The 22,163-nt window shown below is 48.7% G+C and carries 18 protein-coding genes, 1 tRNA gene and 1 pseudogene; 12 read left to right on the top strand and 8 right to left on the bottom strand.

Annotated features, from left to right (window positions below):
• Positions 1-28: 28 nt before the first annotated feature.
• From HMPREF2551_RS07665 to HMPREF2551_RS07650, 4 genes are all read right to left on the bottom strand, one after another.
• On the bottom strand, positions 29-1,480 hold the full coding sequence (locus HMPREF2551_RS07665; protein WP_003746210.1) for a DASS family sodium-coupled anion symporter: 1,452 nt from the start codon (positions 1,478-1,480) through the stop codon (positions 29-31).
• A 208-nt stretch (positions 1,481-1,688) separates the two neighbouring features.
• Positions 1,689-2,942, bottom strand: coding sequence for a complex I 51 kDa subunit family protein (locus HMPREF2551_RS07660; protein ID WP_070838244.1), 1,254 nt, complete (start codon positions 2,940-2,942; stop codon positions 1,689-1,691).
• Complete coding sequence (locus tag HMPREF2551_RS07655) at positions 2,939-4,567, bottom strand: FAD-binding protein (RefSeq protein WP_070838242.1); 1,629 nt, start codon at positions 4,565-4,567, stop codon at positions 2,939-2,941. The genes HMPREF2551_RS07660 and HMPREF2551_RS07655 overlap by 4 nt, the downstream gene beginning before the upstream one ends.
• Complete coding sequence (locus HMPREF2551_RS07650; protein ID WP_003746216.1) at positions 4,567-5,205, bottom strand: 2Fe-2S iron-sulfur cluster-binding protein; 639 nt, start codon at positions 5,203-5,205, stop codon at positions 4,567-4,569. Before HMPREF2551_RS07650 ends, HMPREF2551_RS07655 begins: the two co-directional genes overlap by 1 nt.
• A gap of 852 nt (positions 5,206-6,057) precedes the next feature.
• Here HMPREF2551_RS07650 and HMPREF2551_RS07640 point away from each other — a divergent pair.
• Complete coding sequence (locus HMPREF2551_RS07640; RefSeq protein ID WP_049323434.1) at positions 6,058-7,581, top strand: fumarate hydratase; 1,524 nt, start codon at positions 6,058-6,060, stop codon at positions 7,579-7,581.
• A 153-nt stretch (positions 7,582-7,734) separates the two neighbouring features.
• Positions 7,735-7,811: transfer RNA gene (locus HMPREF2551_RS07635), tRNA-Pro, on the top strand.
• A 223-nt stretch (positions 7,812-8,034) separates the two neighbouring features.
• Here HMPREF2551_RS07635 and HMPREF2551_RS07630 read toward each other — a convergent pair.
• Positions 8,035-8,823 carry a formate/nitrite transporter family protein gene (locus HMPREF2551_RS07630; protein WP_070838238.1) on the bottom strand — a complete coding sequence of 263 codons (789 nt, stop codon included), beginning with the start codon at positions 8,821-8,823 and terminating at the stop codon, positions 8,035-8,037.
• 240 nt (positions 8,824-9,063) lie between these two features.
• A complete protein-coding gene (yciA, locus tag HMPREF2551_RS07625) occupies positions 9,064-9,504 on the bottom strand; it encodes an acyl-CoA thioester hydrolase YciA (protein WP_070838236.1) in 441 nt (146 codons plus the stop codon).
• A gap of 125 nt (positions 9,505-9,629) precedes the next feature.
• On the opposite strand from yciA, the gene pip reads away from it, so the two are divergent.
• The 4 genes and pseudogenes from pip (at position 9,630) to fghA (ending at position 13,006) form a co-directional block, all read left to right on the top strand.
• Positions 9,630-10,559, top strand: a complete 930-nt coding sequence (gene pip / locus HMPREF2551_RS07620) for a prolyl aminopeptidase (RefSeq protein ID WP_036491443.1) — start codon at positions 9,630-9,632, stop codon at positions 10,557-10,559.
• A gap of 120 nt (positions 10,560-10,679) precedes the next feature.
• Positions 10,680-10,940: pseudogene (locus HMPREF2551_RS10370) on the top strand (CRISPR-associated endonuclease Cas3''); the annotation flags it as partial.
• Positions 10,941-11,060: 120 nt separating this feature from the next.
• Positions 11,061-12,170 carry an S-(hydroxymethyl)glutathione dehydrogenase/class III alcohol dehydrogenase gene (locus HMPREF2551_RS07615; protein WP_210400287.1) on the top strand — a complete coding sequence of 370 codons (1,110 nt, stop codon included), beginning with the start codon at positions 11,061-11,063 and terminating at the stop codon, positions 12,168-12,170.
• Between the two features lie 8 nt (positions 12,171-12,178).
• Entirely contained in the window at positions 12,179-13,006 is an 828-nt protein-coding gene (fghA, locus tag HMPREF2551_RS07610; RefSeq protein ID WP_070838232.1) for an S-formylglutathione hydrolase, read from the top strand.
• A gap of 149 nt (positions 13,007-13,155) precedes the next feature.
• Here the strand turns inward: fghA and rtcR are convergent, their stop codons facing one another.
• Positions 13,156-14,784 carry an RNA repair transcriptional activator RtcR gene (gene rtcR, locus HMPREF2551_RS07605; protein ID WP_070838231.1) on the bottom strand — a complete coding sequence of 543 codons (1,629 nt, stop codon included), beginning with the start codon at positions 14,782-14,784 and terminating at the stop codon, positions 13,156-13,158.
• 1,117 nt (positions 14,785-15,901) lie between these two features.
• Between rtcR and HMPREF2551_RS07600 the strand changes: the two genes are divergently transcribed.
• From HMPREF2551_RS07600 to HMPREF2551_RS07590, 3 genes are all read left to right on the top strand, one after another.
• Positions 15,902-17,476 (top strand): TROVE domain-containing protein, encoded by a 1,575-nt coding sequence (locus tag HMPREF2551_RS07600; protein ID WP_070838229.1) that lies wholly within the window; start codon positions 15,902-15,904, stop codon positions 17,474-17,476.
• A gap of 146 nt (positions 17,477-17,622) precedes the next feature.
• Positions 17,623-18,105 (top strand): hypothetical protein, encoded by a 483-nt coding sequence (locus HMPREF2551_RS07595; RefSeq protein WP_283122420.1) that lies wholly within the window; start codon positions 17,623-17,625, stop codon positions 18,103-18,105.
• Between the two features lie 45 nt (positions 18,106-18,150).
• Entirely contained in the window at positions 18,151-19,629 is a 1,479-nt protein-coding gene (locus HMPREF2551_RS07590; protein ID WP_070838227.1) for an RNA ligase, read from the top strand.
• Positions 19,630-19,661: 32 nt separating this feature from the next.
• Here the strand turns inward: HMPREF2551_RS07590 and HMPREF2551_RS07585 are convergent, their stop codons facing one another.
• Positions 19,662-20,105, bottom strand: coding sequence for an RpiB/LacA/LacB family sugar-phosphate isomerase (locus HMPREF2551_RS07585; protein ID WP_070838225.1), 444 nt, complete (start codon positions 20,103-20,105; stop codon positions 19,662-19,664).
• Between the two features lie 86 nt (positions 20,106-20,191).
• On the opposite strand from HMPREF2551_RS07585, the gene HMPREF2551_RS07580 reads away from it, so the two are divergent.
• The 3 genes from HMPREF2551_RS07580 to HMPREF2551_RS07570 all read left to right on the top strand — a co-directional run bounded on the left by HMPREF2551_RS07580 (position 20,192) and on the right by HMPREF2551_RS07570 (position 22,065).
• Entirely contained in the window at positions 20,192-20,845 is a 654-nt protein-coding gene (locus HMPREF2551_RS07580) for a metallophosphoesterase (RefSeq protein WP_070838223.1), read from the top strand.
• Between the two features lie 137 nt (positions 20,846-20,982).
• Positions 20,983-21,447: a dihydroneopterin triphosphate diphosphatase gene (gene nudB / locus HMPREF2551_RS07575; protein WP_070838221.1), complete on the top strand. Its 465-nt coding sequence runs from the start codon at positions 20,983-20,985 to the stop codon at positions 21,445-21,447.
• Between the two features lie 84 nt (positions 21,448-21,531).
• Positions 21,532-22,065: an inorganic diphosphatase gene (locus HMPREF2551_RS07570; RefSeq protein ID WP_003678634.1), complete on the top strand. Its 534-nt coding sequence runs from the start codon at positions 21,532-21,534 to the stop codon at positions 22,063-22,065.
• Positions 22,066-22,163: the final 98 nt, after the last annotated feature.

Genomic DNA, 22,163 nt, shown 5'->3' with positions numbered 1-22,163 from the left:
ACGGCCTGATTTTCAATCGGCTAAAGGATTACCAATAGCCCAAGGCTTTCCACCATAAGATGCCGACAGTGCTGAAAATCAGGATTTCGACCACGCTCATGATGAAGCCGGCTTTCCACCATTCGGTCATGTTGACGTAGTTTGAGCCGTAAATGACAGGTGCGGAACCGGTGGCGTAGTGGGTCAGTGACATCATGATGCCGGTAGCGGCTGCCATAATCAGGGCAAACAGCATCGGTGGTGCGCCCAAGGCCAAGCCTGCGCCATAGAATGCGCCGAACATGGCGGTAACGTGTGCCGTACCGCTGGCGAAAACGTAGTGGGCGTAGAGGTAGGCCAGCATCAACAGGGCACAACCGGCTTCCCAACCCAAGCCCATGTGGGCGATACCGCTTTGCATGGAGTCGGACAACCAGCTGATGAGGCCCAGTTTGTTGAGGAAGTTGGCCATCATCACCAAGGCCGCGAACCAGACGATGGTGTCCCACGCGCTTTTTTCTTTCAGCGCGTCGTCCCAAGTCAGTACGCCGGTCAACAGGCACAGGCTTAAGCCGAGGAAAGTAGTGGCGGTAGCGTCCACTTTCACGCCGAACAGCATTTCAGGAATACCCGCCCACAACAGCAGCAGAACTAAGAAAATACCCAGCATGATTTTTTCTTCACGCTTCATCGGTCCCATGGCAGCCAAATGCTCTTTTGCCAATGCAGTGGCGTTGGGGGTTTGTTTGATTTCAGGCGGATACAGGAAATACAGCACCAGCGGCATCAGCAGCATAGCAATCAGGCCGGGTACGACCATTGCCAAGAACCAAGTACCCCAAGAAAGTTGGATTTGCGCATTGGTGGCTTTGGCAACCAATTCGACCACCAGCGGATTAGGTGCGGTGGCGGTGATAAAAATCAGACAGGTAATTACATTGGAGTGGAAGTTGACCAGTGAAAGGTATTTACCGATTTTGCCTTCCGTCCCTTTTTCTGGGTCGGAGTCGAAGCTTAAGGCAATGGATTTCATAATCGGATGCACGATGGCACCGCCGCGTGCGGTATTACTCGGCGTTACCGGACCGATGACCAAGTCGGCCAGCGCCAAACTGTAACCTACGCCCAGCGTGCGTTTGCCGAAGAGGGAAATCAAGAGGTAGCCGATACGCATACCCAAGCCGGTTTTTAACAGGCCGCGCGAGATGATGATGGCGATACCGATCATCCAGATGAGCGAGTTGTTGAGGCTGCTCAGTGCGTCTTTAGTTGCGTCGGCGGCTTTTTCGTTGGTCACGCCGGTCAGTGCAACCAAGGTAATGCCCAAAATTGCCATGGCACCGATGGGCATGGCTTTGCCGATGATGCCGGCGATGATGCCGACGAATAATGCCAAAAGATGCCATGCGTCAGGCGATACGCCTTGGGGAACGGGGATAACGAACCAGATAAGCAGCGTCAGCACAAGTGCGACCGCAGCAGGAATTGGCTTGAAGCCCATGTTGAATCTCCTAATTTGAGGATTAAAGAATTGGGAAATCGGTTTTCAGACGGCCTGAGTGTTGCTTAAGGCCGTCTGAACGTATTTTGGTAGGTTCGGAAGGTATTTTTCTTAATGGGTTTCTTTTCTATCTTAGAAAGAAGAGAAAGGGGGGTATCGTTTTTCAGACGGCCTTTACAGCAACAGGCCGTCTGAAAACAATACCGATTTACTCCTGCTCCGCCGGCAGGCCGTACTCTTCGGGGAAGGTGCGCAGCGAGCTTTGCAGCACGGTTACCGCGCCGTCAATCAAACCGCAACGGCCGCTTCGGGGCAGCAGTTGGCACAGGCTTTGCAAGGCGCGCAGGTCGTCGGGAGTGCCGATGCCGGTGTCCACGCGGTTGAGCAGGCGGGAAAGTTGGAACGTGCCCCCCTTGCACGGTGGGCATTGTCCGCATGAGTTGGCAGCAAAAAACTCCACATATTCAGATACTTTACGCACCACACTCGTGCCTTCGGAAATCACAATCATCGCACCCGTACCGAGGCTGGATTTGCGTTCGCGCACGGAAACGAAGTCCAATGGCACATCCAAATCTTTGGCAGTCAGAAGCGTGTTTGACGGGCCGCCGGTAAAGACGGCTTTAAACGTACGGCCTTCAAGCATACCGCCGCCGTGATCGAAAATCAGTGATTTCAGCGTTGTACCCATCGGCAGCTCGTACAGGCCCGGGTTCAATACGTCGCCGGAGAGCGAGTAGAGTTTCGTACCTGCGGCATCGCCCAAACCCAGCGATTTGTACCATTCCGCGCCTTTGGCAAGGATTTGCGGGATATTGGCGAAGGTTTCGGTGTTGTTGATTAGGGTCGGTTCACCGTTGACACCGCTTTCGGCAGGGAAAGGCGGCTTGCGGCGAGGGAAGGGGAAACCGCCTTCCAACCATGAAATGACAGCGGTTTCTTCGCCGCCGATATAACGGCCCGAAGTTTCAACCAGCTGCAAATCCAAAGGTTTGCCCAAGTAGTTTTCAATGCGGATAAACAAATCGCTGTTTTTCCATTGCTCGATGGCCGGTGTGATGGAAGCGATGGATTCGGTTTGATGCGGATTGATGTACAAAATCGCTTTGTTGGCGCGGCAGGCAACGGCGGCAATCAGGACGCCTTCGATGACTTGGTGCGGCGTTTTTGCCAGCAAAACGCGGTCTTTAAATGTACCCGGTTCGTCTTCGTTGGCATTGCAGACGACGTATTTGTCGCCATTTTTGCTTTGGGCGGTAACGGCAGCCTCCCATTTGCGCCAGGTCGGGAAACCTGCGCCGCCCATACCGCAAAGATTGGCTTCTTGCAGTTTGGAAACAATGCTTTGAGGATCGGCAAGCGCCGCCAACAGACCTTCGCCGCCGCCAACTTTACGCCATGCGGCTAAATCCGCGCCGACTTGGCGGGAAGGGTGCAGTAAGTTTTGATTGGCTTGATTCATGATTGTTGCTCCTGCAAACCGGCGTGTTCGCGCAAATCGAATTTGCCGTAGTCGGGATATAAAACGGGGGCTTTGATGTCGCTGGTCAGACCGGCGCGGGTCATTTCGCGTTGCAGGTCGTGGACGTGGCCAACACCGCCGCGCACTTTTTTCAGCGGCAGGCCGCAATTTGCCGCGGCTTTACCGGCACGGCGGCCGAAGCTGATGATGTCCAGAAGTGCGTTGCCCATCAGACGGTTACGGCCGTGGATGCCGCCGGTTACTTCGCCGGCACAATAGAGGCCTTCCACGCAGGTTGCGCCGTCGCCGTTGATTTCGATGCCGCCGTTTTGATAGTGAAGGGTCGGATGAATCATCATCGGCTCAACAGCAGGGTCGATACCGCATTTGTGGGCGACGTGGCCGAGTGTTACTAGACGGTTCAATACGTCAGGGTCGTTAGCAATCAGGCGCGGGGTGTCGAGGAACACGCCGACTTGACCGTCACGTACCACGCCGCGGCCTTCGCGGCATTCGCGCAGAATCGCAGCGGCAACAACATCGCGCGGTTGCAATTCGTCAACGAAACGTTCGCCCAAACCGTTGACCAGTTTGGTGCCTGCAGAGCGCACTGCTTCGGAAATCAGCGCGCCTGCCAAGTGTGGAGGGTGGGCGACGCCGGTCGGGTGATATTGGAAAGAATCGACATCGCGCAGTTTGGCGCCGATACGATAAGCCATTACCAGGCCGTCTGCAGTCGCGCCATAGTGGTTGGAAGTGGCGAAACCTTGCAAATGCAGGCGTCCACTGCCGCCGGTTGCCAAGACCACGGCTTTGGCGTGAACCAATACCAAAGAGCGTTTTTCCAAATCGTACAAAATCGCGCCGACGCAGCGGCCGTGTTCGTCTGATAATAATTCGATGGCGGGGTGGCGGTTGAGCTGGGTGATGTTTTCGTCGAGTTCGACTGCTTCGCGCAGGACGCGCATCATTTCGAGGCCGGTAAAGTCGCGGTAGCTCAAAATACGCGGCACGGTTGTACCGCCTGCACGTTTGCGGCTCAACATGCCGTTACTGTCCGCGCCTTTGGCAAGGTCAAAAGTCATGCCCAAGCCAATCAGCCAGCGGATGGCTGACGGCGCGTCGGTAACCATTTGTGCCACCAATTCTTTTTTGCCTGCGTTGTGGCCGCCTTTGATGGTGTCGTCAAAGTGTTGCTGCAAGCTGTCTTCCGCGCCGACTGCTGCCTGAATGCCGCCTTCGGCCATCACGGTATTGCTGTCGCCGATACGCAGCTTGTTTGCCATGATGACGCGTGCACCGGCTTCAGTCGCAGACAATGCCGCCGCCGCACCTGCACCGCCGCCGCCGATCACCAAGACGTCAGTGTTCAAGTGTTCTGCACCCGACAAATCATAGTCGTCAATCAGAGGCTGACTGATTAAGAGTTTGGCCAAATCAGGATGGCAGTAATCGCCTTGGTTCGGGCCGATAGGCAGTTTCACACGCGCATCGGCCTGATAGTCAGGGTGAAATTGGCTCAGCAATTCGTTTTTTTCAGGTAAATCGCCACGCAGTTCCAATGAGGATGCACGCAGATTGGCAAGGGCGGTTTCGTAGTCTATGCCTTGGATTTTGTTAGCCATCACAGTGCCTCCTCTTCAAATTCGACTTTCATTTTGCCGCTGTCGATTTCGCGCAGGCGGCGCATCAAATCCACCGGACGCAACGTACGCGCCGCTTTCATACGGCGGGCGAACAGGCCTAAGTGGTTCGGACGGATGTGTTCTGGGCAGGAGAGGGTGCAGAGGTTGCACATCACGCATTGGTCGAAGGTCAGCGCAGCCGCGCCGAAATCGCCGGAAACTACCTGCGCTACGCCGTTTTCCACTTGCAAACCTTTAGGACAGGCGCGGTTGCAGCCGCCGCAATGACGACAGTTTTGCGCTTCAGGGAAGGCTTTGGCGGTATCGTCCAACCAGTTCCAGCCGTCGCCAATCTCGCTCACGTCGTAATATTGGATATGCTCCGGAATAAAGTAGTCCAAGAAGCTGACCTGCATGCCTTCCTCGACTTTAGTCTCGCACGCCAGTGCAGTGGTTACTTCGCGCTCGCCTTCTTTACGAATCATGCAGCGGCAGGAACCGCATACGCCTTGACCCATGCAGCCGACGTTGGCAGTAATCGCATTGCCCGAACGTGCATAGGCTTGGATGATTGACGAATCGGCGGAAGCTTTGACTTCGTGGCCGTCTATGGTCAGGGTTAACAAATTTTCACTCATGATTTGTTCCTGTGAAATTGGAAGTTGGAATAGTGGATAATTTGGTTAATTGTATTTTTATTACATTTATTGTGTATGAGGAAAATATCCAAGTGATTTACTTGGAAATTCTTTTAAAATCAATGTTTATCTATATAAGGCGAAGTGTATCAGAATTTGTTGGATTTGATGATAGGGAGGGATTAGCCTTGCTTAAGGAAGAGATTGTAAACAAAATATGCCTATTATTTAGACAAATTAATTATTTATATTTGATTTTAAAGGTAAAAGAAAATTACCTTTTCAGTATATTTACAAAAATAATCTAATATTTGCTAGTAGAAATCATTATTATATATTAGGGTTTTATATATAAATTATTGTATATATTGAATAATATCTAATTTTGTAAACAAACGAAAAGTCTGTTATAAAATTTCAGAAAATTAAATAAGTTTGACATCCGTCAAGAAGGTTGAGGGAGGGAATGACATAAATTTTACAATTGTGTATCGTATTAAAAAATAAAATGGTCGTCTGAAATGGAGATGGTTCTCTTTTAAATACAGGCTACTAAATTTTTTATTCAGATGTGTAGGGCAAATATTTCAGACGGCCTGGCAATAAGGTTATCGTTTAAAAATAATGTAGTTTTATTTCTATGTAAGCGAATAGCCAGTAGATATAGGTTATCAATAACCAAGTGATTTAATATGTTATTAAATTCTAATTAAATCAATGAAGTATGAAAATGATATTGTCTGGATTATTCATTTGAAAGCACTATTACACTATTGAAGGCCGTCTGAAAAATCGGTCTCTTAAAAAATAAACAAACCCTTCCTACCATGACTCCCGAAAAGGAACACAATCATGACCGTCATCAAGCAAGAAGACTTTATCCAAAGTATTTTCGACGCTTTCCAATTCATCAGCTACTACCATCCTAAAGACTACATTCAGGCTTTATACAAGGCTTACCAAAAAGAAGAGAACCCTGCCGCCAAAGATGCGATGGCTCAGATTTTGGTCAATAGCCGTATGTGTGCCGAAGGCCATCGTCCGATTTGTCAGGATACCGGTATTGCAACCGTATTTTTGAAAGTGGGCATGGATGTACAGTGGGATGCCGAGATGAGCGTACAGGAAATGGTTAACGAAGGCGTACGCCGCGCATATACCTATCCTGACAACAAACTGCGCGCCTCCGTATTGGCCGACCCGGCAGGCAAACGTCAAAATACCAAAGACAACACCCCTGCTGTTGTACACATGGAAATCGTGAAAGGCGACAAAGTTGAGGTTACTTGCGCAGCTAAAGGTGGCGGTTCTGAAAACAAAACCAAAGTGGCCATGCTCAACCCATCAGACAGTATTGTGGACTGGGTATTGAAAACTGTTCCTCAAATGGGTGCTGGCTGGTGTCCTCCGGGCATCTTGGGTATCGGCATCGGCGGTACGCCTGAAAAAGCAGTGTTGATGGCCAAAGAAAGCCTGATGAGCCATATCGATATTCAGGAACTCAAAGAAAAAGCCGATTCCGGTGCAGAATTGTCTACCACCGAAGCCCTGCGCTTGGAACTCTACAAAAAAGTAAATGCCTTGGGTATTGGCGCACAAGGCTTGGGCGGTTTGAGCACCGTGCTGGATGTCAAAATCCTTGACTACCCAACTCACGCGGCTTCCAAACCGATTGCCATGATTCCAAACTGCGCGGCTACCCGCCACATCGAATTTGAATTGGACGGCTCAGGCCCGGCCAAATTGGAAGCCCCGTCTTTGGAAGACTGGCCGGATCTGACTTACAGCCCTGACAACGGCAAACGTGTCGATGTCAACAATCTGACCAAAGAAGAAGTGGCTACATGGAAAACCGGCGATGTATTGTTGCTGAACGGTAAAATCCTGACCGGCCGCGATGCCGCGCACAAACGTTTGGTTGACATGCTCAATAAAGGCGAAGAGTTGCCGGTGGATTTCACCAACAAACTGATTTACTACGTCGGCCCGGTTGATCCAGTCCGCGACGAAGTTGTTGGCCCGGCAGGTCCGACTACTTCCACTCGTATGGATAAATTTACCCGCCAAATGCTGGAACAAACCGGCCTTTTGGGTATGATCGGCAAATCCGAACGCGGCGCAGCGACTTGCCAAGCCATTGCCGATAACAAAGCCGTTTACCTGATGGCTGTCGGCGGCGCGGCATATCTGGTGGCCAAAGCCATTAAAGCATCTAAAGTTTTGGCGTTCCCAGAATTGGGTATGGAAGCGATTTACGAATTTGAAGTCAAAGACATGCCGGTAACCGTTGCAGTGGACAGCAACGGTGAATCGGTTCACGCCATTGCACCAAAACAATGGCAGGCCAAAATCGGTATTATCCCGGTTGAAGCTTGATATTTGACTGAATAATCAAAGGCCGTCTGAACGATTTCAGACGGCCTTTTTTGCGTATAAATAATTCAAATATTTTCAAACGAGTAAATTTCCCTTCCTAAAAAACACTTGTCAAAATCAGTATTTGAAACTAAAATTCACAGCTTATCGAGTCGGAGTGTGGCGCAGTCTGGTAGCGCACTTGCATGGGGTGCAAGGGGTCGAAGGTTCGAATCCTTTCACTCCGACCAAAAGATTTTAGGGACTTAATCTGTTTTTCCGGTTAAGTCCTTTTTGTTTTTACTCTTTAAGTTTTAATATAGATTGTTCACTTCGGTATAAGCTATTAGGCTAAAAACAATCTTGCAATCTTGTGGAGCAGTATAATGATTTTGTGTAGCAAAGGCCGTCTGAAAAATAACGGTAAAACAAAACCTGCTTAAAAAAGCAGGTTTTGTTGTTTCTAAAGCAGGTCTATTCGGTACTATCTTTCAGCGTGTCTTTATAAGTATAAAGATACGATGCGCCGACAAAGGATGCGCCACCGACGACATTACCCAGGAATACGGGAATCATGTTGAAGAAAAATTGCCCCCAAGTAATGTTTGCGCCTGCCAAAATGCCGGCTGGGATAACGAACATATTGGCGACAAGGTGTTGGAAGCCATTTAATACGAAAATCATGACGGGGAACCAAATGGCCAGCATTCGCCCGGTTGTGTTTTTAGCGGCAAAGTGCAGCCACGCGCCCATGCAGACCATCCAGTTACATGCGACTGCCGATACGAAAGCACGGCCGAAATCCATATGGACTTTTGCTTCCGCCACAGCAATGGTTTTTTCTGCCACGCTGCCTTCGGTCATGCCGACATAGTGTCCGAGAAAAAATGCCATCGCCAGCGTGCCTACCAAATTGCCCATGCAGACGATAACCCAGTTTCGCAGCAGCATTTTAGAGGAAATCCGTCCGGCCAACCTGCCTAAAGACATAATCATCATGTTGCTGGTTACCAGCTCGCCGCCAAGCAGGATACAAATCAAGGCGATTGGGAATACGGCGGCACCGAGTAAAGTCGCAACACCACCCCATTCGTGCGGAATGCCGCTGACTACTTTTAAATAGGCAAGATAACCGAAGCCGATGTATCCGCCGGCTAAAACGCTCAAGATTGCCAGTGTGGGGATGCTGGATTGTGCTTTGGCGCAGCTTTTGTCGAGAACAACCTGTAAAATTTCCTGTGGGTATAAATCGCGCGAAGCCATGATGTTCCTTAAAGTTGGTTGAGGAGGAAACGTTGTTTTAAAGGTGGTACAAACTGTCGCGGTAGAGTGGTGTTATAGGGAGCCGGTGTACGGTCTTTATCTTATCAATCAGTCTGAATTAAACCTAAAAAACAGATACTTCGCCTTGTTTTAGCTCAAAAGAAATATTATTACATTTTGTCTCCATATTAAAAAAGGCCGTCTGAACATTGAAATTTCAGACGGCCTGGTTTTGATTTCTTAAACTAACAAATGAGCCAGCTTTGCATTGCCTTCGCGTGGAATAGGGCGCGGATTACCTTGTGCATCGATGGCGACGTAAGTGAACACAGCTTCGGTGACCAGTTGGCGGTCTTCCGTTACCATATCGTTCATCAAAGTTTTCACCCACACTTCAATTTTCAGTTGCAAAGAAGTATTGCCTACACGGACACAATGACCGTAGCAGCATACAACGTTGCCGACCTTTACCGGTCTGATGAAATTCATTTCTTGAACGGCCACGGTTACAATTCGTCCCTGTGCGATTTCTGCCGCCAAAATACCGCCGCCCAGATCCATTTGTGACATAATCCAGCCACCGAAGATATCCTGATTAGGATTGGTATCGCGCGGCATGGCTACCGTACGCAATAAAAGTTGTCCTTCGGGTGCAGCATGCGTTTGTTTGTTGTCAGCCATAAAAAATCCTGTCAAAAAAGTGCTATTTTACGCCATTTGTGGCGTTAAACCTATGTAGGCCGTCTGAAAAATCAGCAGGTAAAGTGTTACAATTAAATATATTCATCAGACAAAGGAGAAAGCTCATGCATCCGATTCAAGAACCACGAAATAGCGGCCTTTTACGCGTATCCGACATTCACGAAATCTACTGGGAGGAATCAGGCAATCCTGATGGCCACCCCGTGATTTTCCTGCATGGCGGCCCCGGAGCAGGCGCATCACCGGCTTGCCGAGGCTTTTTCAATCCAGAACATTTCCGCATCGTCATCATCGACCAACGCGGCTGCGGACGCTCCAAACCGTATGCCTGTATCGAAGACAACACCACATGGGATTTGGTTGCCGATATTGAAAAAGTACGCGAAATGCTCGGCATTCAAAAATGGTTGGTTTTCGGCGGCTCATGGGGCAGCACCTTGTCGCTGACTTATGCCGAAACTCATCCCGATCGCGTCAGCGGCTTAGTTTTGCGCGGTATTTTCCTGTGCAGGCCGTCTGAAATGGCATGGCTGAACGAAGCAGGCGGCGTCAGCCAAATTTATCCGGCTCAATGGCAAAAATTCATTGCTCCTGTAGCCGAAAACAAACGCCAAGCCCTAATCAAAGCCTACCATGAAATGCTGTTCAGCGAAGATGAAGCCACTCGCCTCAAAGCAGCTAAATCATGGGCAGACTGGGAAAGCTACCTTATTCAGTTTGAACCCAAAGACGTGGATGAAGACCCGCAAGCCTCCCTTGCCATCGCAAGAATGGAAAACCATTATTTCGTGAACGAAGGCTGGTTGCAGGGCGATAAAGCCATCTTGGCAAACATCGACAAAATCCGCCATATCCCAACCATCATCGTCCAAGGCCGCTACGACCTATGCACCCCGATGCAAAGCGCGTGGGAACTCTCGCAAGCCTTCCCTGAAGCAGAATTGAGAATCGTCCAAGCAGGCCACTCTTCTTTTGATCCCTCGCTTTCCGAAGCTTTGGTAAAAGCAGTAGAGGATATTAGAAGCAAGTTATAAAGGTTAATCAATAACAATGCCGTCTGAAAAAGTTTCAGACGGCATTTTTCTATTTACATATTAAATTTAATATCATATTATCATTGCATGATATCAGTTTGAATTTTTTAGAATTTCAATATGAAACCCTTAATTTACTACGCTCATTCCGCGCAAGATGAACTCGGTAATCTCTTACCTTACGAACATTGACAAACCTTGCAAAACCATTCGGTAAATGTTGGTGAAATGGCAGCGGAGTTTGCTCGGGTATTCGGTGCGCAGGAAATTGCCTGCCAGACGGGAAAGTTGCATGACTTAGGGAAATATTCGGAAGCTTTTGACCACCGATTGCATGGCGGTCCTTCAGTTGATCATACTACCGCCGGAGCGAAAATTGCAAAAATGCTTGCTTTATAGTGGAGGTCAGAGTATAAGCTGTTGTTATCTTACTTTGGCTAGATAACTTTTTTAATGAATTAAAAGGCAAAAATAATGGAAAATAAACAAACCAATTCAACCATCAAATCTCGTGCGGCGGTGGCATTCGCACCAAATCAACCCTTACAAATTGTGGAAATCGACGTAGAAATGCCACGCAAAGGCGAGGTGTTAATTCGTAACACGCACACGGGCGTGTGCCATACTGATGCATTTACGTTATCAGGAAGCGATCCTGAAGGCGTATTCCCAGTGGTGCTTGGACACGAAGGTGCGGGTGTGGTTGTTGCTGTGGGCGAAGGTGTGTCAAGCGTAAAACCGGGTGATCACGTTATTCCGCTTTACACTGCTGAATGTGGCGAATGTGAGTTTTGTCGTTCAGGTAAAACCAACTTATGCGTCTCAGTGCGTGATACGCAAGGTAAAGGTTTAATGCCGGACGGCACGACGCGTTTTTCTTATCAAGGCCAGCCGATCTATCACTATATGGGCTGTTCGACTTTCAGTGAATACTCTGTTGTTGCAGAAGTTTCACTGGCAAAAATTAATCCAGAAGCCAACCATGAACAAGTATGTTTACTCGGCTGCGGCGTTACCACAGGTATTGGTGCGGTACATAACACAGCAAAAGTGCAAGAGGGCGACTCTGTTGCTGTGTTTGGCTTGGGGGCGATTGGTTTGGCGGTGGTGCAAGGTGCGCGTCAAGCCAAAGCCGGCCGCATTATTGCTATTGATACCAATCCTGCAAAATTCGAGTTGGCAAAACAGTTTGGTGCAACTGATTGTTTGAACCCGAACGATTACGATAAACCGATTAAAGATGTGTTGTTAGACATCAATAAATGGGGCATTGACCATACCTTTGAATGTATCGGCAACGTAAACGTAATGCGTCAGGCCTTAGAAAGTGCACACCGTGGCTGGGGACAATCCATTATCATCGGCGTAGCGGGTGCAGGCCAAGAAATTTCAACTCGTCCGTTCCAGTTGGTAACAGGTCGTGTTTGGAAAGGCTCGGCGTTTGGTGGTGTGAAAGGTCGCTCTGAACTGCCGAAAATGGTGGAAGATTCAATGAAAGGCAACATCGAGTTAGAACCATTTGTGACCCACACAATGACACTTGATCAAATCAATGAAGCCTTTGATTTAATGCATGAAGGTAAATCGATCCGTGCTGTTATTCATTACTAAGGTACGCGATGAAACTGATTGAACAACATCAAATTTTTGGTGGTTCGCAACAAGTTTGGGCTCACCATGCCCAAACGCTGCAATGCGAAATGAAATTTGCCGTCTATTTGCCGGATAATCAGGAGAATCGACCGCTTGGTGTGATTTATTGGCTTTCCGGCTTAACGTGTACGGAACAAAATTTCATTACCAAATCAGGTTTTCAGCGTTATGCGGCAGAACATCAAGTGATTGTGGTTGCGCCTGATACCAGCCCTCGCGGAGAGCAAGTGCCGAACGATGCTGCTTACGATTTAGGGCAGGGTGCGGGCTTTTATCTGAATGCGACCGAGCAACCTTGGGCGACGAATTATCAAATGTATGATTATATTTTGAATGAATTGCCTGATCTGATTGAAGCAAATTTCCCTACCAACGGCAAACGTTCCATTATGGGACATTCAATGGGCGGACACGGCGCATTGGTATTGGCACTGCGAAACCGAGAACGTTATCAAAGTGTTTCTGCCTTTTCGCCCATTTTGTCGCCAAGCCTTGTGCCTTGGGGAGAAAAAGCCTTTTCTGCCTATTTAGGAAAAGATCGCGAAAAATGGCAGCAATATGATGCCAACTCGCTCATCCAACAAGGCTATAAAGTGCAAGGTATGCGCATTGATCAGGGCTTGGAAGATGAGTTTTTACCAACACAATTGCGTACCGAAGATTTTATTGAAACCTGTCGTGCGGCAAATCAACCGGCCGATGTGCGCTTCCACAAAGGCTATGATCATAGCTATTACTTCATCGCCAGTTTTATTGGTGAGCATATTACCTATCATGCGGCATTTTTGAAGTAAGCCAAAGAAGTGATTCGGGAATCGATCAAACGTTGGAATGAACGTTAATTTTTCATGTTAACGAAAATAAAAGGCATCAGATTGATGCCTTTTATTTTTATAAATGATGAAAATAATGCGATTAAAATGAGCTAGCTTGCCCACTCTATTTAAATATCTCCCCATTCTAATCCGAATCGCTGTAAATATTTTCTCAATCGATCGCTGTCATTGACTTTTGCCCTTTCTGTTCGGGAGATGTTGAACAATGCACGGCCGGCGGCGGCCATGTTGGGGTGTTTGCGGCATTCGTCTATAACGTGTTGCAATTGTAGCTTGTCGAACAAATCCAATGTGTCCCAATCGATTTTATCGGGGTAGTCTTGTGTTTTTTCAGACGGCCTGTTATGTAAGAGGCCGTCTGAAAAGGGTTCTTCCGACCATAACCATTTTAGGCGTTCGATTTCGGCTTGGACTTGTTCTACTTGTATCCTGCCTTGCGGCGCAAGCGTGGCCAGGCGCATGATGCTGGCGGCGAGGTCGCGGAAGTTGCCGCGCCATGGGGCTTGGTTGGAGTGGGCGAAGTCGAGGTAGGCGGCCAGGGCTTCTTTGTTGAAGCGGGTGGTTCGGCCGAGTTCTTGCGAAGCTAGGGCGAGCTGGTGTTCGACGTTGGGCTCGATGTCTTCGCGGCGGTTGGCGAGTGCGGGCAGCGGATAGTTCCAAATATTGATGCGGGCGAACAGGTCTTCGCGGAAGCGTCCGGCGCGGACTTCTTGGCGTAGGTCGCGGTTGGTGCCGGCGATGAGTTGGAAGTCGCTTTTGACTTCGCTGTCGCTGCCGACGGGATAAAAGTGTTTTTCCTCAATGGCTTTGAGCAACATGGCTTGCTCGTCCAAGCCCAACTCACCGATTTCGTCCAAAAACAGCACGCCGCCATCGGCTGTTTTCAGATAGCCTTCACGCTTTTCCGCCGCGCCGGTAAAGGCGCCTTTTTTGTGGCCGAACAAGGCAGATGCTGCGCCGTCGCCGCGAAGGGTGGCGCAGTTTACATCGACAAATGTGCCTTTAATCAGATGGCGCGCTTTTTTCAATTCAAAAATCCTGCGTGCCAGCATAGATTTGCCCGCGCCTGTCGGGCCGGAGAGCAGAATGGGGGAAGGAGAGTTGAGCGCGACTTGTTCGATTTCGGCAATCATGCGGTTGAAGGCGGCGTTTTGGGTGGAAATGCCGCTTTTCAGGTAGCGCACTGCGTCATCGCGTACGGCAGCAAGGCGTTCGGCCAGCACGTCGTAACGCGCCAAGTCCAAATCGATGATTTCATAACTACCGACATTGCCGTCCTCCATACTGCGTCTTTGATTTTTGGGTGGAGCGGTTTGCAACAGTACGCCGGGGATTTGACGTGATTCCACCAATAAAAACAGGCAGATTTGGGCAACGTGTGTACCTGTGGTGATGTGGGTGAGATAGGTTTCTTCTTCTGTATCAAATGGATAGCTCGCTGCCCAATCGTGTAGTTTGGTATAAACCTCGGAGAAATCCCACGGGTTTGCCAGCTCCATAGGTACAAGATTGACGACTGTGTGCGGCGACACCTGCTGAATATCGGCTTTTACATGATCCGCCAGCTCGCGGTATTTTTCCGCATAAAACAGTTCCATGCGGTCAAGATGAAAATCCTGACGCTGATTCATGGCGACATTCGGCCGCCATTTCTGCCAACGCCCTTGACCGAAACCACTGTCCAATACCGTACCGAGAAAGCTGACAGCGACTTGTTTTTTAGGATGGGTATTCATGTTTCAGACGGCCTTTAAATTATTTTTTCCAAGATAAATTTGCTGTTTACTTAACCGCAGGCGTTTGTCCAAATCATCGAATCGCATCATATATCCTTGTATATCTTATTTTCTATATAACTATCTATAAATATATTTTTTACTATTCTACGCTTCTTGCCGATAAAAGCTACTTTAAAATATATTTTCTTTATATTCAATCATTTAAAAATTATTTTTATAAAAATTCCATTCTTGGCACGCTGTTGGCTATGTTGTGAATGTAACGATACAGCAGATGCTTCGGGAAATACAGTTACCGGAGAAAAATTTTCCGTAAATTTAGTTGCTGTGTGGTTACAGGGCGAATGCCGACAAGACTACATTTGGATTAACAGGTTCGAGTCCTGTCTCGTCTAATAGACGTTGAACGTCTTGTTTATTTAGTCGCCCACCCTTTTTCAATATGGCAGGCAAATGCCTGGGGAAACTACAACATGGATACCCTTGTGTCGCAGGTTCGAGTCCTGCCTCTGTTATCCAAAATATCAGAGTAGCTCAGTTGGTAGAGTAAAGGCATGTTTCCCTGAAAAACTTGTTGCGTGCCATATTATTTTTACAGCAGCAGGCGGATGCCCAGAAGAGAGTACATTAGCTTTCAGTTAAAACCGTTTCTCTTCATCTTTAGCCGCTATGCTGCCACCCATTCAAGGCCGTCTGAAATATTCAGGCGGGCCGATATAAAAACCGTTTTCGGTGCAAACGGCAAATGCCGGAGGAATTACAGCCTGCTAAGCTCGAGGTCGCGGGTTCGAGTCCCGTCTCTGCCGCCAACAATGGCAGAGTAGCTCAGTGGATAGAGCGCGTAAAAATTTCTCCATTCTTTGTTGCCCAATGTACCACCCCTTATGGGTGAATGCCATTAGGATTACATTCCTTCCTTGCTACAAACCTGAATGATCCTAATTAAACTAGTCGCCCTACGGCAGTAGGCGGATGCCCGGAAGAGAATACATTAGCTTTCAGTTAAAAACGCTTCTCTTCATCTTTAGCCGCCACACTGCCACCCATTCAAGGCCGTCTGAAAAACAAAGCTAAAACAAGTTCAGACGGCCTCAAACCAACAATATGAAAGAAAATGAAAATGGCTAATACTACCTTGTTTCAATCTATTAAAAACCGTTTGATTAAAACCGATACCTATAATGAAGCCGGCGGCATCGCCTACACGCTGACACACAAACAACAGCTGGCCCAGCTTGCCGCTACCGGTTGTCTGAACAATACCTACTATGCGGATGCCCAAAGTCAGCTTGACCAAGTGTTGAAATTGGCAGAAAACCTGGATGCCGAGTTTATCGCCAAAACCGCCGTGTATGCCCGTCAAAAAGGTTTCATGAAAGACATGCCAGCGCTTTTGCTTGCCGTGTTGGCGCAAAAAGACGTGAACATGCTCGCCCGCGTATTCGACCAAGTAGTGGACAACGGTAAAATGTTGCGTAACTTTGCACAAATTATCCGCAGCGGCACAGTCGGCAGAAAATCTTTCGGCAACCGTCCGAAAAAACTGATGCAGACTTGGCTTTTGACCGCCACCGAAAAACAACTGTTGAACGCCGCCGTCGGCAATTCGCCGTCGCTGGCAGACGTGGTCAAAATGGTGCACCCCAAACCGCGTGAAGCATGGCGTGCCGCATGGTTTGCATGGCTGATTGGCAAACCTTACGACCGCGAAGCATTGCCACCCATTACCCGCGCTTTTGAAGACTACAAACAAAGCCGAGAAGGCGAATTGCCCAACGTTCCTTTCCAAATGCTTACAGCTTTAGACTTGAACAGCGGCGACTGGGCGCAAATTGCCTGTAACGGTTCATGGCAGCAGGTTCGTCAAAACCTGAACACTTTCCTGCGTCACGAGGTGTTTGCCAAAAGCAAAAACATCAAAATGGTGGCAGAAAAATTGCGTGACGAAACCGCCATTGCCCGCGCCCGCGTCCTGCCTTACCAATTGCTGACCGCGTATCAGGCAACATCTAATCAAATGCCGTCTGAAATCCGCGAAGCACTGCAAGATGCGATGGAAACCGCCGTACAAAACGTACCGGCCATCCAAGGCAAAGTCGTGGTTTGTCCGGACGTTTCCGGCTCTATGCACAGCTCGGTTACAGGCTATCGCGGCAGCGCGACCAGCAAAACCCGCTGCATCGACATTGCCGCGCTTGTATCCGCCGCCATGTTGCGTACCAACCCGCAAGCCCGCGTGATACCGTTTGAACAAATCACGGTAAACGTCAAGCTCAATCCGCGCGACAGCATCATGACCAACGCCGAAAAACTCGCCAATATCGGCGGCGGCGGAACGGCATGCAGCGCACCACTCGCCACGCTGAACCGCGAAAAAGCCGACGTGGATTTGGTCGTCATCGTGTCAGACAACGAAAGTTGGGCAGATGACAGCCAAGGATGGGGCGCAACAACCAGTCTGATGAAAGAGTGGGATATTCTGAAAAGACGTTGTCCGGAAGCCAAACTCGTTTGTCTGGATATCCAGCCCTACACTAAGGCTCAAGCACGAAACCGTCACGATATCTTGAACATCGGCGGCTTCTCCGACCAAGTGTTCACGCTCATCGGTTCCTTTGCCGAACGAGGTATGGGTACAGATTTCTGGGTAGAAGAGATTGAGAAAACGCCGTTGGCAGCTGTGAACTAAAGCTAAGGCCGTCTGAAAAAAAGGGTGGAAATATTTTTCAGACGGCCTTATTGATAAAACATTGAGTTGAAAACATGAATGTTGATTAACTAGCGTTGTGTGAAACTTTTCCCATAGGCTTGCGGCATGAAGCAGAAACGCTGTTTATGCGGCAACCCTACCACAACCGTTTGCCTGCCCAGCAAGGGGAAACTGTTGTTTTAGACGGACAGATAATCCGTCTTGTCAGCCGTCAATATGCAGTTTTCCATGCAAAAGGGGAAGAGGTTCGGCAAGTCATGGTGCACTGCCTCAATACCCGCCATCATGATGGTTATGTTCGCGAACGGCATTTCAAACAGCTGCTCTCTGCCGAACAGCCTGCATTCGTCTTGCCTTTTGCTGCCCAATTACTCGGCGAATATGTTTTGACGATACAATTTGACGTTGCCATATTTTTCCAAAACAACGCTGCGGCTTTGGCACGATTTTTCGCTGACAACCCGCTTTATTGGCAAAAGCAGAAAAACCGCATCCGCAGCTATTGGCATTGTTACCACAGCAACCGCTATCCCGATTGGAGAAATTATCCCGTCCGTTTGCTGGCGGAAGAAATCGATAAGGAAATCACTTATATTGTTTTCAGATGACCTCATAGACCAAATGCCGTCTGAAAATACAAAGAAGGAAACAAAATGCAAAAATTTATCCTAATCCGCGGTCATCAAGGTTCGGGAAAATCGACGTTTGCCGAACAAAAAGCCGCCGAATTTAAAGCGCAGTATCCGGATGCGGAAGTGGTCCGTATTGAAAACGATTTGTTTATTACCGATGAATATGGTGAATATCGTTGGTCGGGCGAAGCGGTGGATAAAGCGCAGAAACGCGGTAATGCTTTGATGACTGAAACCTTGAGACTTGGACGTCAAAATCCGAATCAAAATATTTTGATCATTAATTCCAATACCAACCAAAAAACTTCGCGTTGCCGTCATTTATTGGATCAGGCGGAGAAAAGCGGTTTTGAAACAGAAGTTTATCGACTGCACAATTTCTATCCCAACCTGCACGGCGTGAAAGAGCATGACGTGTTGGCGGCGTATATCAAGCTGAACCAAAACCGTGTGGCAAACGAAATCCACATCGAGGCCGTACAGCCGGCAAATGCGGAGCAGTTAGAAAAAATCGAGCAGATGCAGGCTATCGAGCATAAGCCGTTGGTGTTTGATGAGGTGCAGCAAACCTTTGTGACCGATCACTATCTGCAACACGGCAGCCGTAACTTTACTGCCAAAGCATCCAAGCGTTATCCTGAATTGCGCGTGTTGAAATACGCACGCAGCGTGTTCTATAACAACCGCTTTGATGATGCTTTGCTGGAAATGCGCGGTTTGATTATCGATGCGCACAACCGCATCATCGTGCGTCCGTTTAAAAAAGTGTTCAATTATTCGGAACGTATTGCCAAAGGCAGCCGCTATCCGATTCGAATCGGCGACGAGAGACTGGTGGACGCGGTAGTGAAAGTAAACGGCTTCCTCGGCTGCTGCACTTTCGTCTCGCTTTCAGACGACCATCCGTCTAAAGGCGCTTCGTTTGACGGCAAAGTGCTGTATTCGACCACCGGTTCGCTCGACAGCGCGTTTGCCGATATGACCGCCGCACATTGCGCACAATACGAAACCTTGTTCCGTGCATATCCGAACCATACTTTTTTGTTTGAAATCACAGACGCGAAAGACGTGCACATCATCCGCGAAGCATTGGGCGAAACCTTAATCGGCTGCATTGACGTGGCGACCGGCCGTCAGTTTACTGAAGCGGAATTGGACGAAATCGGCAAACAATACGGTGTTCGCCGTCCTGAAATGCTGAAAAACATCACGTTCGGCGAGCTGAAAGGTCGTCTGAAAAACGTGGAACACGAAGGCTTTATGGTATTTGATGCGCAAAACGGCGAAATGCTGTTCAAACTCAAATCGCCATATTACCTGATTTCCAAGTTTTTAGGACGAAGCAACGAGGGGAATATCGGCCGCAAACTCGACAAACGCCATGTTGATGAAGAATTTTATCCTTTAATCGACTACATCCACGAGCATCAGGAAGCATTCAATGCCATGTCGGAATTGGATAAAATCGCGTTTATTCAGGCGTTTTTGAAGCAGTTGTAAGGCCGTCTGAAAATATATGGGGCAATGCGTATTTATTTTCCGCGCTCATACGCTTCGATTTCGCCAACCTTAGGTGCATAGCCGCTGCTTGTGTCGTGGCGCAAATTCAACCAGATATCGACCAATGCCCAAGCGGCCGGAGCGGCAATGACGTTTTGCCCCATACACAAAACTTGCGCGTTATAGTTTTCCACTGAACCGCGGACGGTAAGCAAATCGTGCGCCGTAGCCGCCCGTATACCGCGCACCTTATTGGCGGCGATTGCCGTGCCCACGCCGGTGCCGCAAATCAACAGCGCACGGTCGGCGCGTCCTGCCGCGACTTCTTCGGCCGCGGCAAACGAGAGTTGCGGATAGGTCCCTTCGGGCGAGGATAAATCGACCAAGCTGCTGACGCGCGGGTCGTTTTGCAGATGCGCTTTGAGCGCGTCTTTCAATATTGCGCCGTTGGCCGGCGCGGCAATAACCAAACGCATAAAAACTCCTTGAAGCACACAATAAACATTACTCAGCATACGCCCGCGCGTGATACGATTCAAGCCTGCAACGCAGAAAGCACGGTATGAGCAAAACCTACTTCACATCAGACCTACATTTTTCGCATAAAAACATCGCCAAATTCTGTCCGCAATTTCGACCGTTCGATAACGTGGAGCAGATGGATGAATTTTTAATCCGGATATGGAATGAAACCGTTACGCCTGAAGATACGGTGTACAACTTGGGCGATTTTTCCTTTGCCCAAGACCATAAGCAGATAGAGCGCGTTTTGTCGCGGTTAAACGGGCAACATCACTTGATTTACGGCAATCATGATCATGTGATTCGGCAGTATGCCGATTTTTTCCGCAGCCAAACCAAGCATGACAACCATCCGCTGCTGTCGTCCATACGGCCGTATTTGAAACTCAAATTGCCGGAAATTAAGAATACACTGGTTCTCTTTCACTATCCGATTCAGGAATGGGACGGCTGCTATCAGGGTTGGTATCACTTGTACGGCCATTTGCATGACAGGGTAGCGGAAATCAAAGGGCGTGCTTTAAATGTCGGATTTGATTTGCACGGCCGCTTTTTGACGGCAGAAGACATTGATAAGTTTTTGTGTGATTTGCCTAAAATTTCGTATTTTGGCGAAGCAGGATTGAAGGCCAACTCGCCGGAAGAAGCGGCAGAGCTGGTGTCTTGGAAACTGGCGCAGTTAAATCAGGTATAATTTCAGACGGCCTTTGCGGATTTTCGGCAAAGGCCGTCTGAATATCAATTTCCCATTTTTGAGTGAGACATGGACAACCTTTCGGCTTACTTACTACAAAAAATCAGCTTCCCCAATCAATCCGGCAAGGACAAGTCATGAGCGGTAAGCCTTTGAAGTATCCCGTTTCCGCTTTGGTCGTTTTGCATGATAAAGACGGCAATATCCTGCTGATTGAACGCACGGCGCCGCAAGGTTTTTGGCAGTCGGTTACCGGCAGCTTGGAAGAGGGCGAGCGTATCGAAGAAACCGCATGGCGCGAAGTGTGGGAGGAAACCGGTATCCGCCTGGCAGACGGACAGCTGGAAAACTGGCACGACAGCACCGTTTATGAAATCTATCATCACTGGCGCCATCGCTATCCCAAAGGCGTTTTTGAAAACCGCGAACACATCTTCTCCGCCCAAATTCCACGCGATACGCCCATCGTCCTGCAACCGGACGAACACGTTGCCTATGGTTGGTTTGGTGCGGAAGAAGCGGCGGAAAAAGTGTTTTCCCCTTCCAATAAACGCGCAATTTTAGAATTGGTCAAAAGGCTGAATGCCAAAAAGGCCGTCTGAATACGACAGTTTCACATTTTCAGACGGCCGTGGGTTTGCTATACTTTCGCCGTTTGACTCTCTTTAAAATCAAAGGAAACCATCATGGCAGACTTCAACAAAATCCTGACCCCGGGCGACGTGGACGGCGGCATCATCAACGTTGTCAACGAAATCCCAGCAGGCAGCAACCACAAAATCGAATGGAACCGCAAACTGGCCGCCTTCCAACTCGACCGCGTTGAACCGGCAATTTTCGCCAAACCGACCAACTACGGCTTCATTCCGCAAACGTTGGACGAAGACGGTGACGAATTGGACGTATTGCTGGTGACCGAGCAGCCTTTGGCAACCGGTATTTTCCTGGAAGCACGCGTTATCGGCGTGATGAAATTCGTTGACGACGGCGAAGTGGACGACAAAATCGTCTGCGTTCCGGCCGACGACCGCAACAACGGCAACGCCTACAAAACTTTGGCCGACTTGCCGCAACAACTGATCAAACAAATCGAATTCCACTTCAACCACTACAAAGACCTGAAAAAAGCAGGTACCACTAAAGTTGAATCTTGGGGCGATGTGGAAGAAGCGAAACAAGTCATCAAAGAATCTATCGAACGTTGGAACAAACAAGCCTAATCAGTTTGTCCCGTCCAATATCAAGGCCGTCTGAAAGCAAAGTTCAGACGGCCTTTTTATGTTCCCAACCGATATAACAAAATCGTCTTTAAAACAAA

The sequence above is a fragment of the Neisseria sp. HMSC066H01 genome (genome assembly GCF_001837375.1).
Lineage (GTDB): Bacteria > Pseudomonadota > Gammaproteobacteria > Burkholderiales > Neisseriaceae > Neisseria.
The sequence above is the reverse complement of the archived record's forward strand: the minus strand, read 5'-3'. Positions and strand labels throughout refer to the sequence as shown.

What these genes read in the sequence shown, in the direction of transcription:
- rtcR (WP_070838231.1), bottom strand. Translation starts at nt 14,784, where the DNA reads ATGAATACCCATCCTAAAAAACAAGTCGCTGTCAGCTTTCTCGGTACG.
- HMPREF2551_RS07665 (WP_003746210.1), bottom strand. Translation starts at nt 1,480, where the DNA reads ATGGGCTTCAAGCCAATTCCTGCTGCGGTCGCACTTGTGCTGACGCTG.
- HMPREF2551_RS07600 (WP_070838229.1), top strand. Translation starts at nt 15,902, where the DNA reads ATGAAAATGGCTAATACTACCTTGTTTCAATCTATTAAAAACCGTTTG.
- HMPREF2551_RS07590 (WP_070838227.1), top strand. Translation starts at nt 18,151, where the DNA reads ATGCAAAAATTTATCCTAATCCGCGGTCATCAAGGTTCGGGAAAATCG.
- nudB (WP_070838221.1), top strand. Translation starts at nt 20,983, where the DNA reads ATGAGCGGTAAGCCTTTGAAGTATCCCGTTTCCGCTTTGGTCGTTTTG.
- pip (WP_036491443.1), top strand. Translation starts at nt 9,630, where the DNA reads ATGCATCCGATTCAAGAACCACGAAATAGCGGCCTTTTACGCGTATCC.
- HMPREF2551_RS07660 (WP_070838244.1), bottom strand. Translation starts at nt 2,942, where the DNA reads ATGAATCAAGCCAATCAAAACTTACTGCACCCTTCCCGCCAAGTCGGC.
- HMPREF2551_RS07595 (WP_283122420.1), top strand. Translation starts at nt 17,623, where the DNA reads ATGCGGCAACCCTACCACAACCGTTTGCCTGCCCAGCAAGGGGAAACT.
- yciA (WP_070838236.1), bottom strand. Translation starts at nt 9,504, where the DNA reads ATGGCTGACAACAAACAAACGCATGCTGCACCCGAAGGACAACTTTTA.
- HMPREF2551_RS07585 (WP_070838225.1), bottom strand. Translation starts at nt 20,105, where the DNA reads ATGCGTTTGGTTATTGCCGCGCCGGCCAACGGCGCAATATTGAAAGAC.
- fghA (WP_070838232.1), top strand. Translation starts at nt 12,179, where the DNA reads ATGAAACTGATTGAACAACATCAAATTTTTGGTGGTTCGCAACAAGTT.
- HMPREF2551_RS07630 (WP_070838238.1), bottom strand. Translation starts at nt 8,823, where the DNA reads ATGGCTTCGCGCGATTTATACCCACAGGAAATTTTACAGGTTGTTCTC.
- HMPREF2551_RS07570 (WP_003678634.1), top strand. Translation starts at nt 21,532, where the DNA reads ATGGCAGACTTCAACAAAATCCTGACCCCGGGCGACGTGGACGGCGGC.
- HMPREF2551_RS07580 (WP_070838223.1), top strand. Translation starts at nt 20,192, where the DNA reads ATGAGCAAAACCTACTTCACATCAGACCTACATTTTTCGCATAAAAAC.
- HMPREF2551_RS07650 (WP_003746216.1), bottom strand. Translation starts at nt 5,205, where the DNA reads ATGAGTGAAAATTTGTTAACCCTGACCATAGACGGCCACGAAGTCAAA.
- HMPREF2551_RS07640 (WP_049323434.1), top strand. Translation starts at nt 6,058, where the DNA reads ATGACCGTCATCAAGCAAGAAGACTTTATCCAAAGTATTTTCGACGCT.
- HMPREF2551_RS07655 (WP_070838242.1), bottom strand. Translation starts at nt 4,567, where the DNA reads ATGGCTAACAAAATCCAAGGCATAGACTACGAAACCGCCCTTGCCAAT.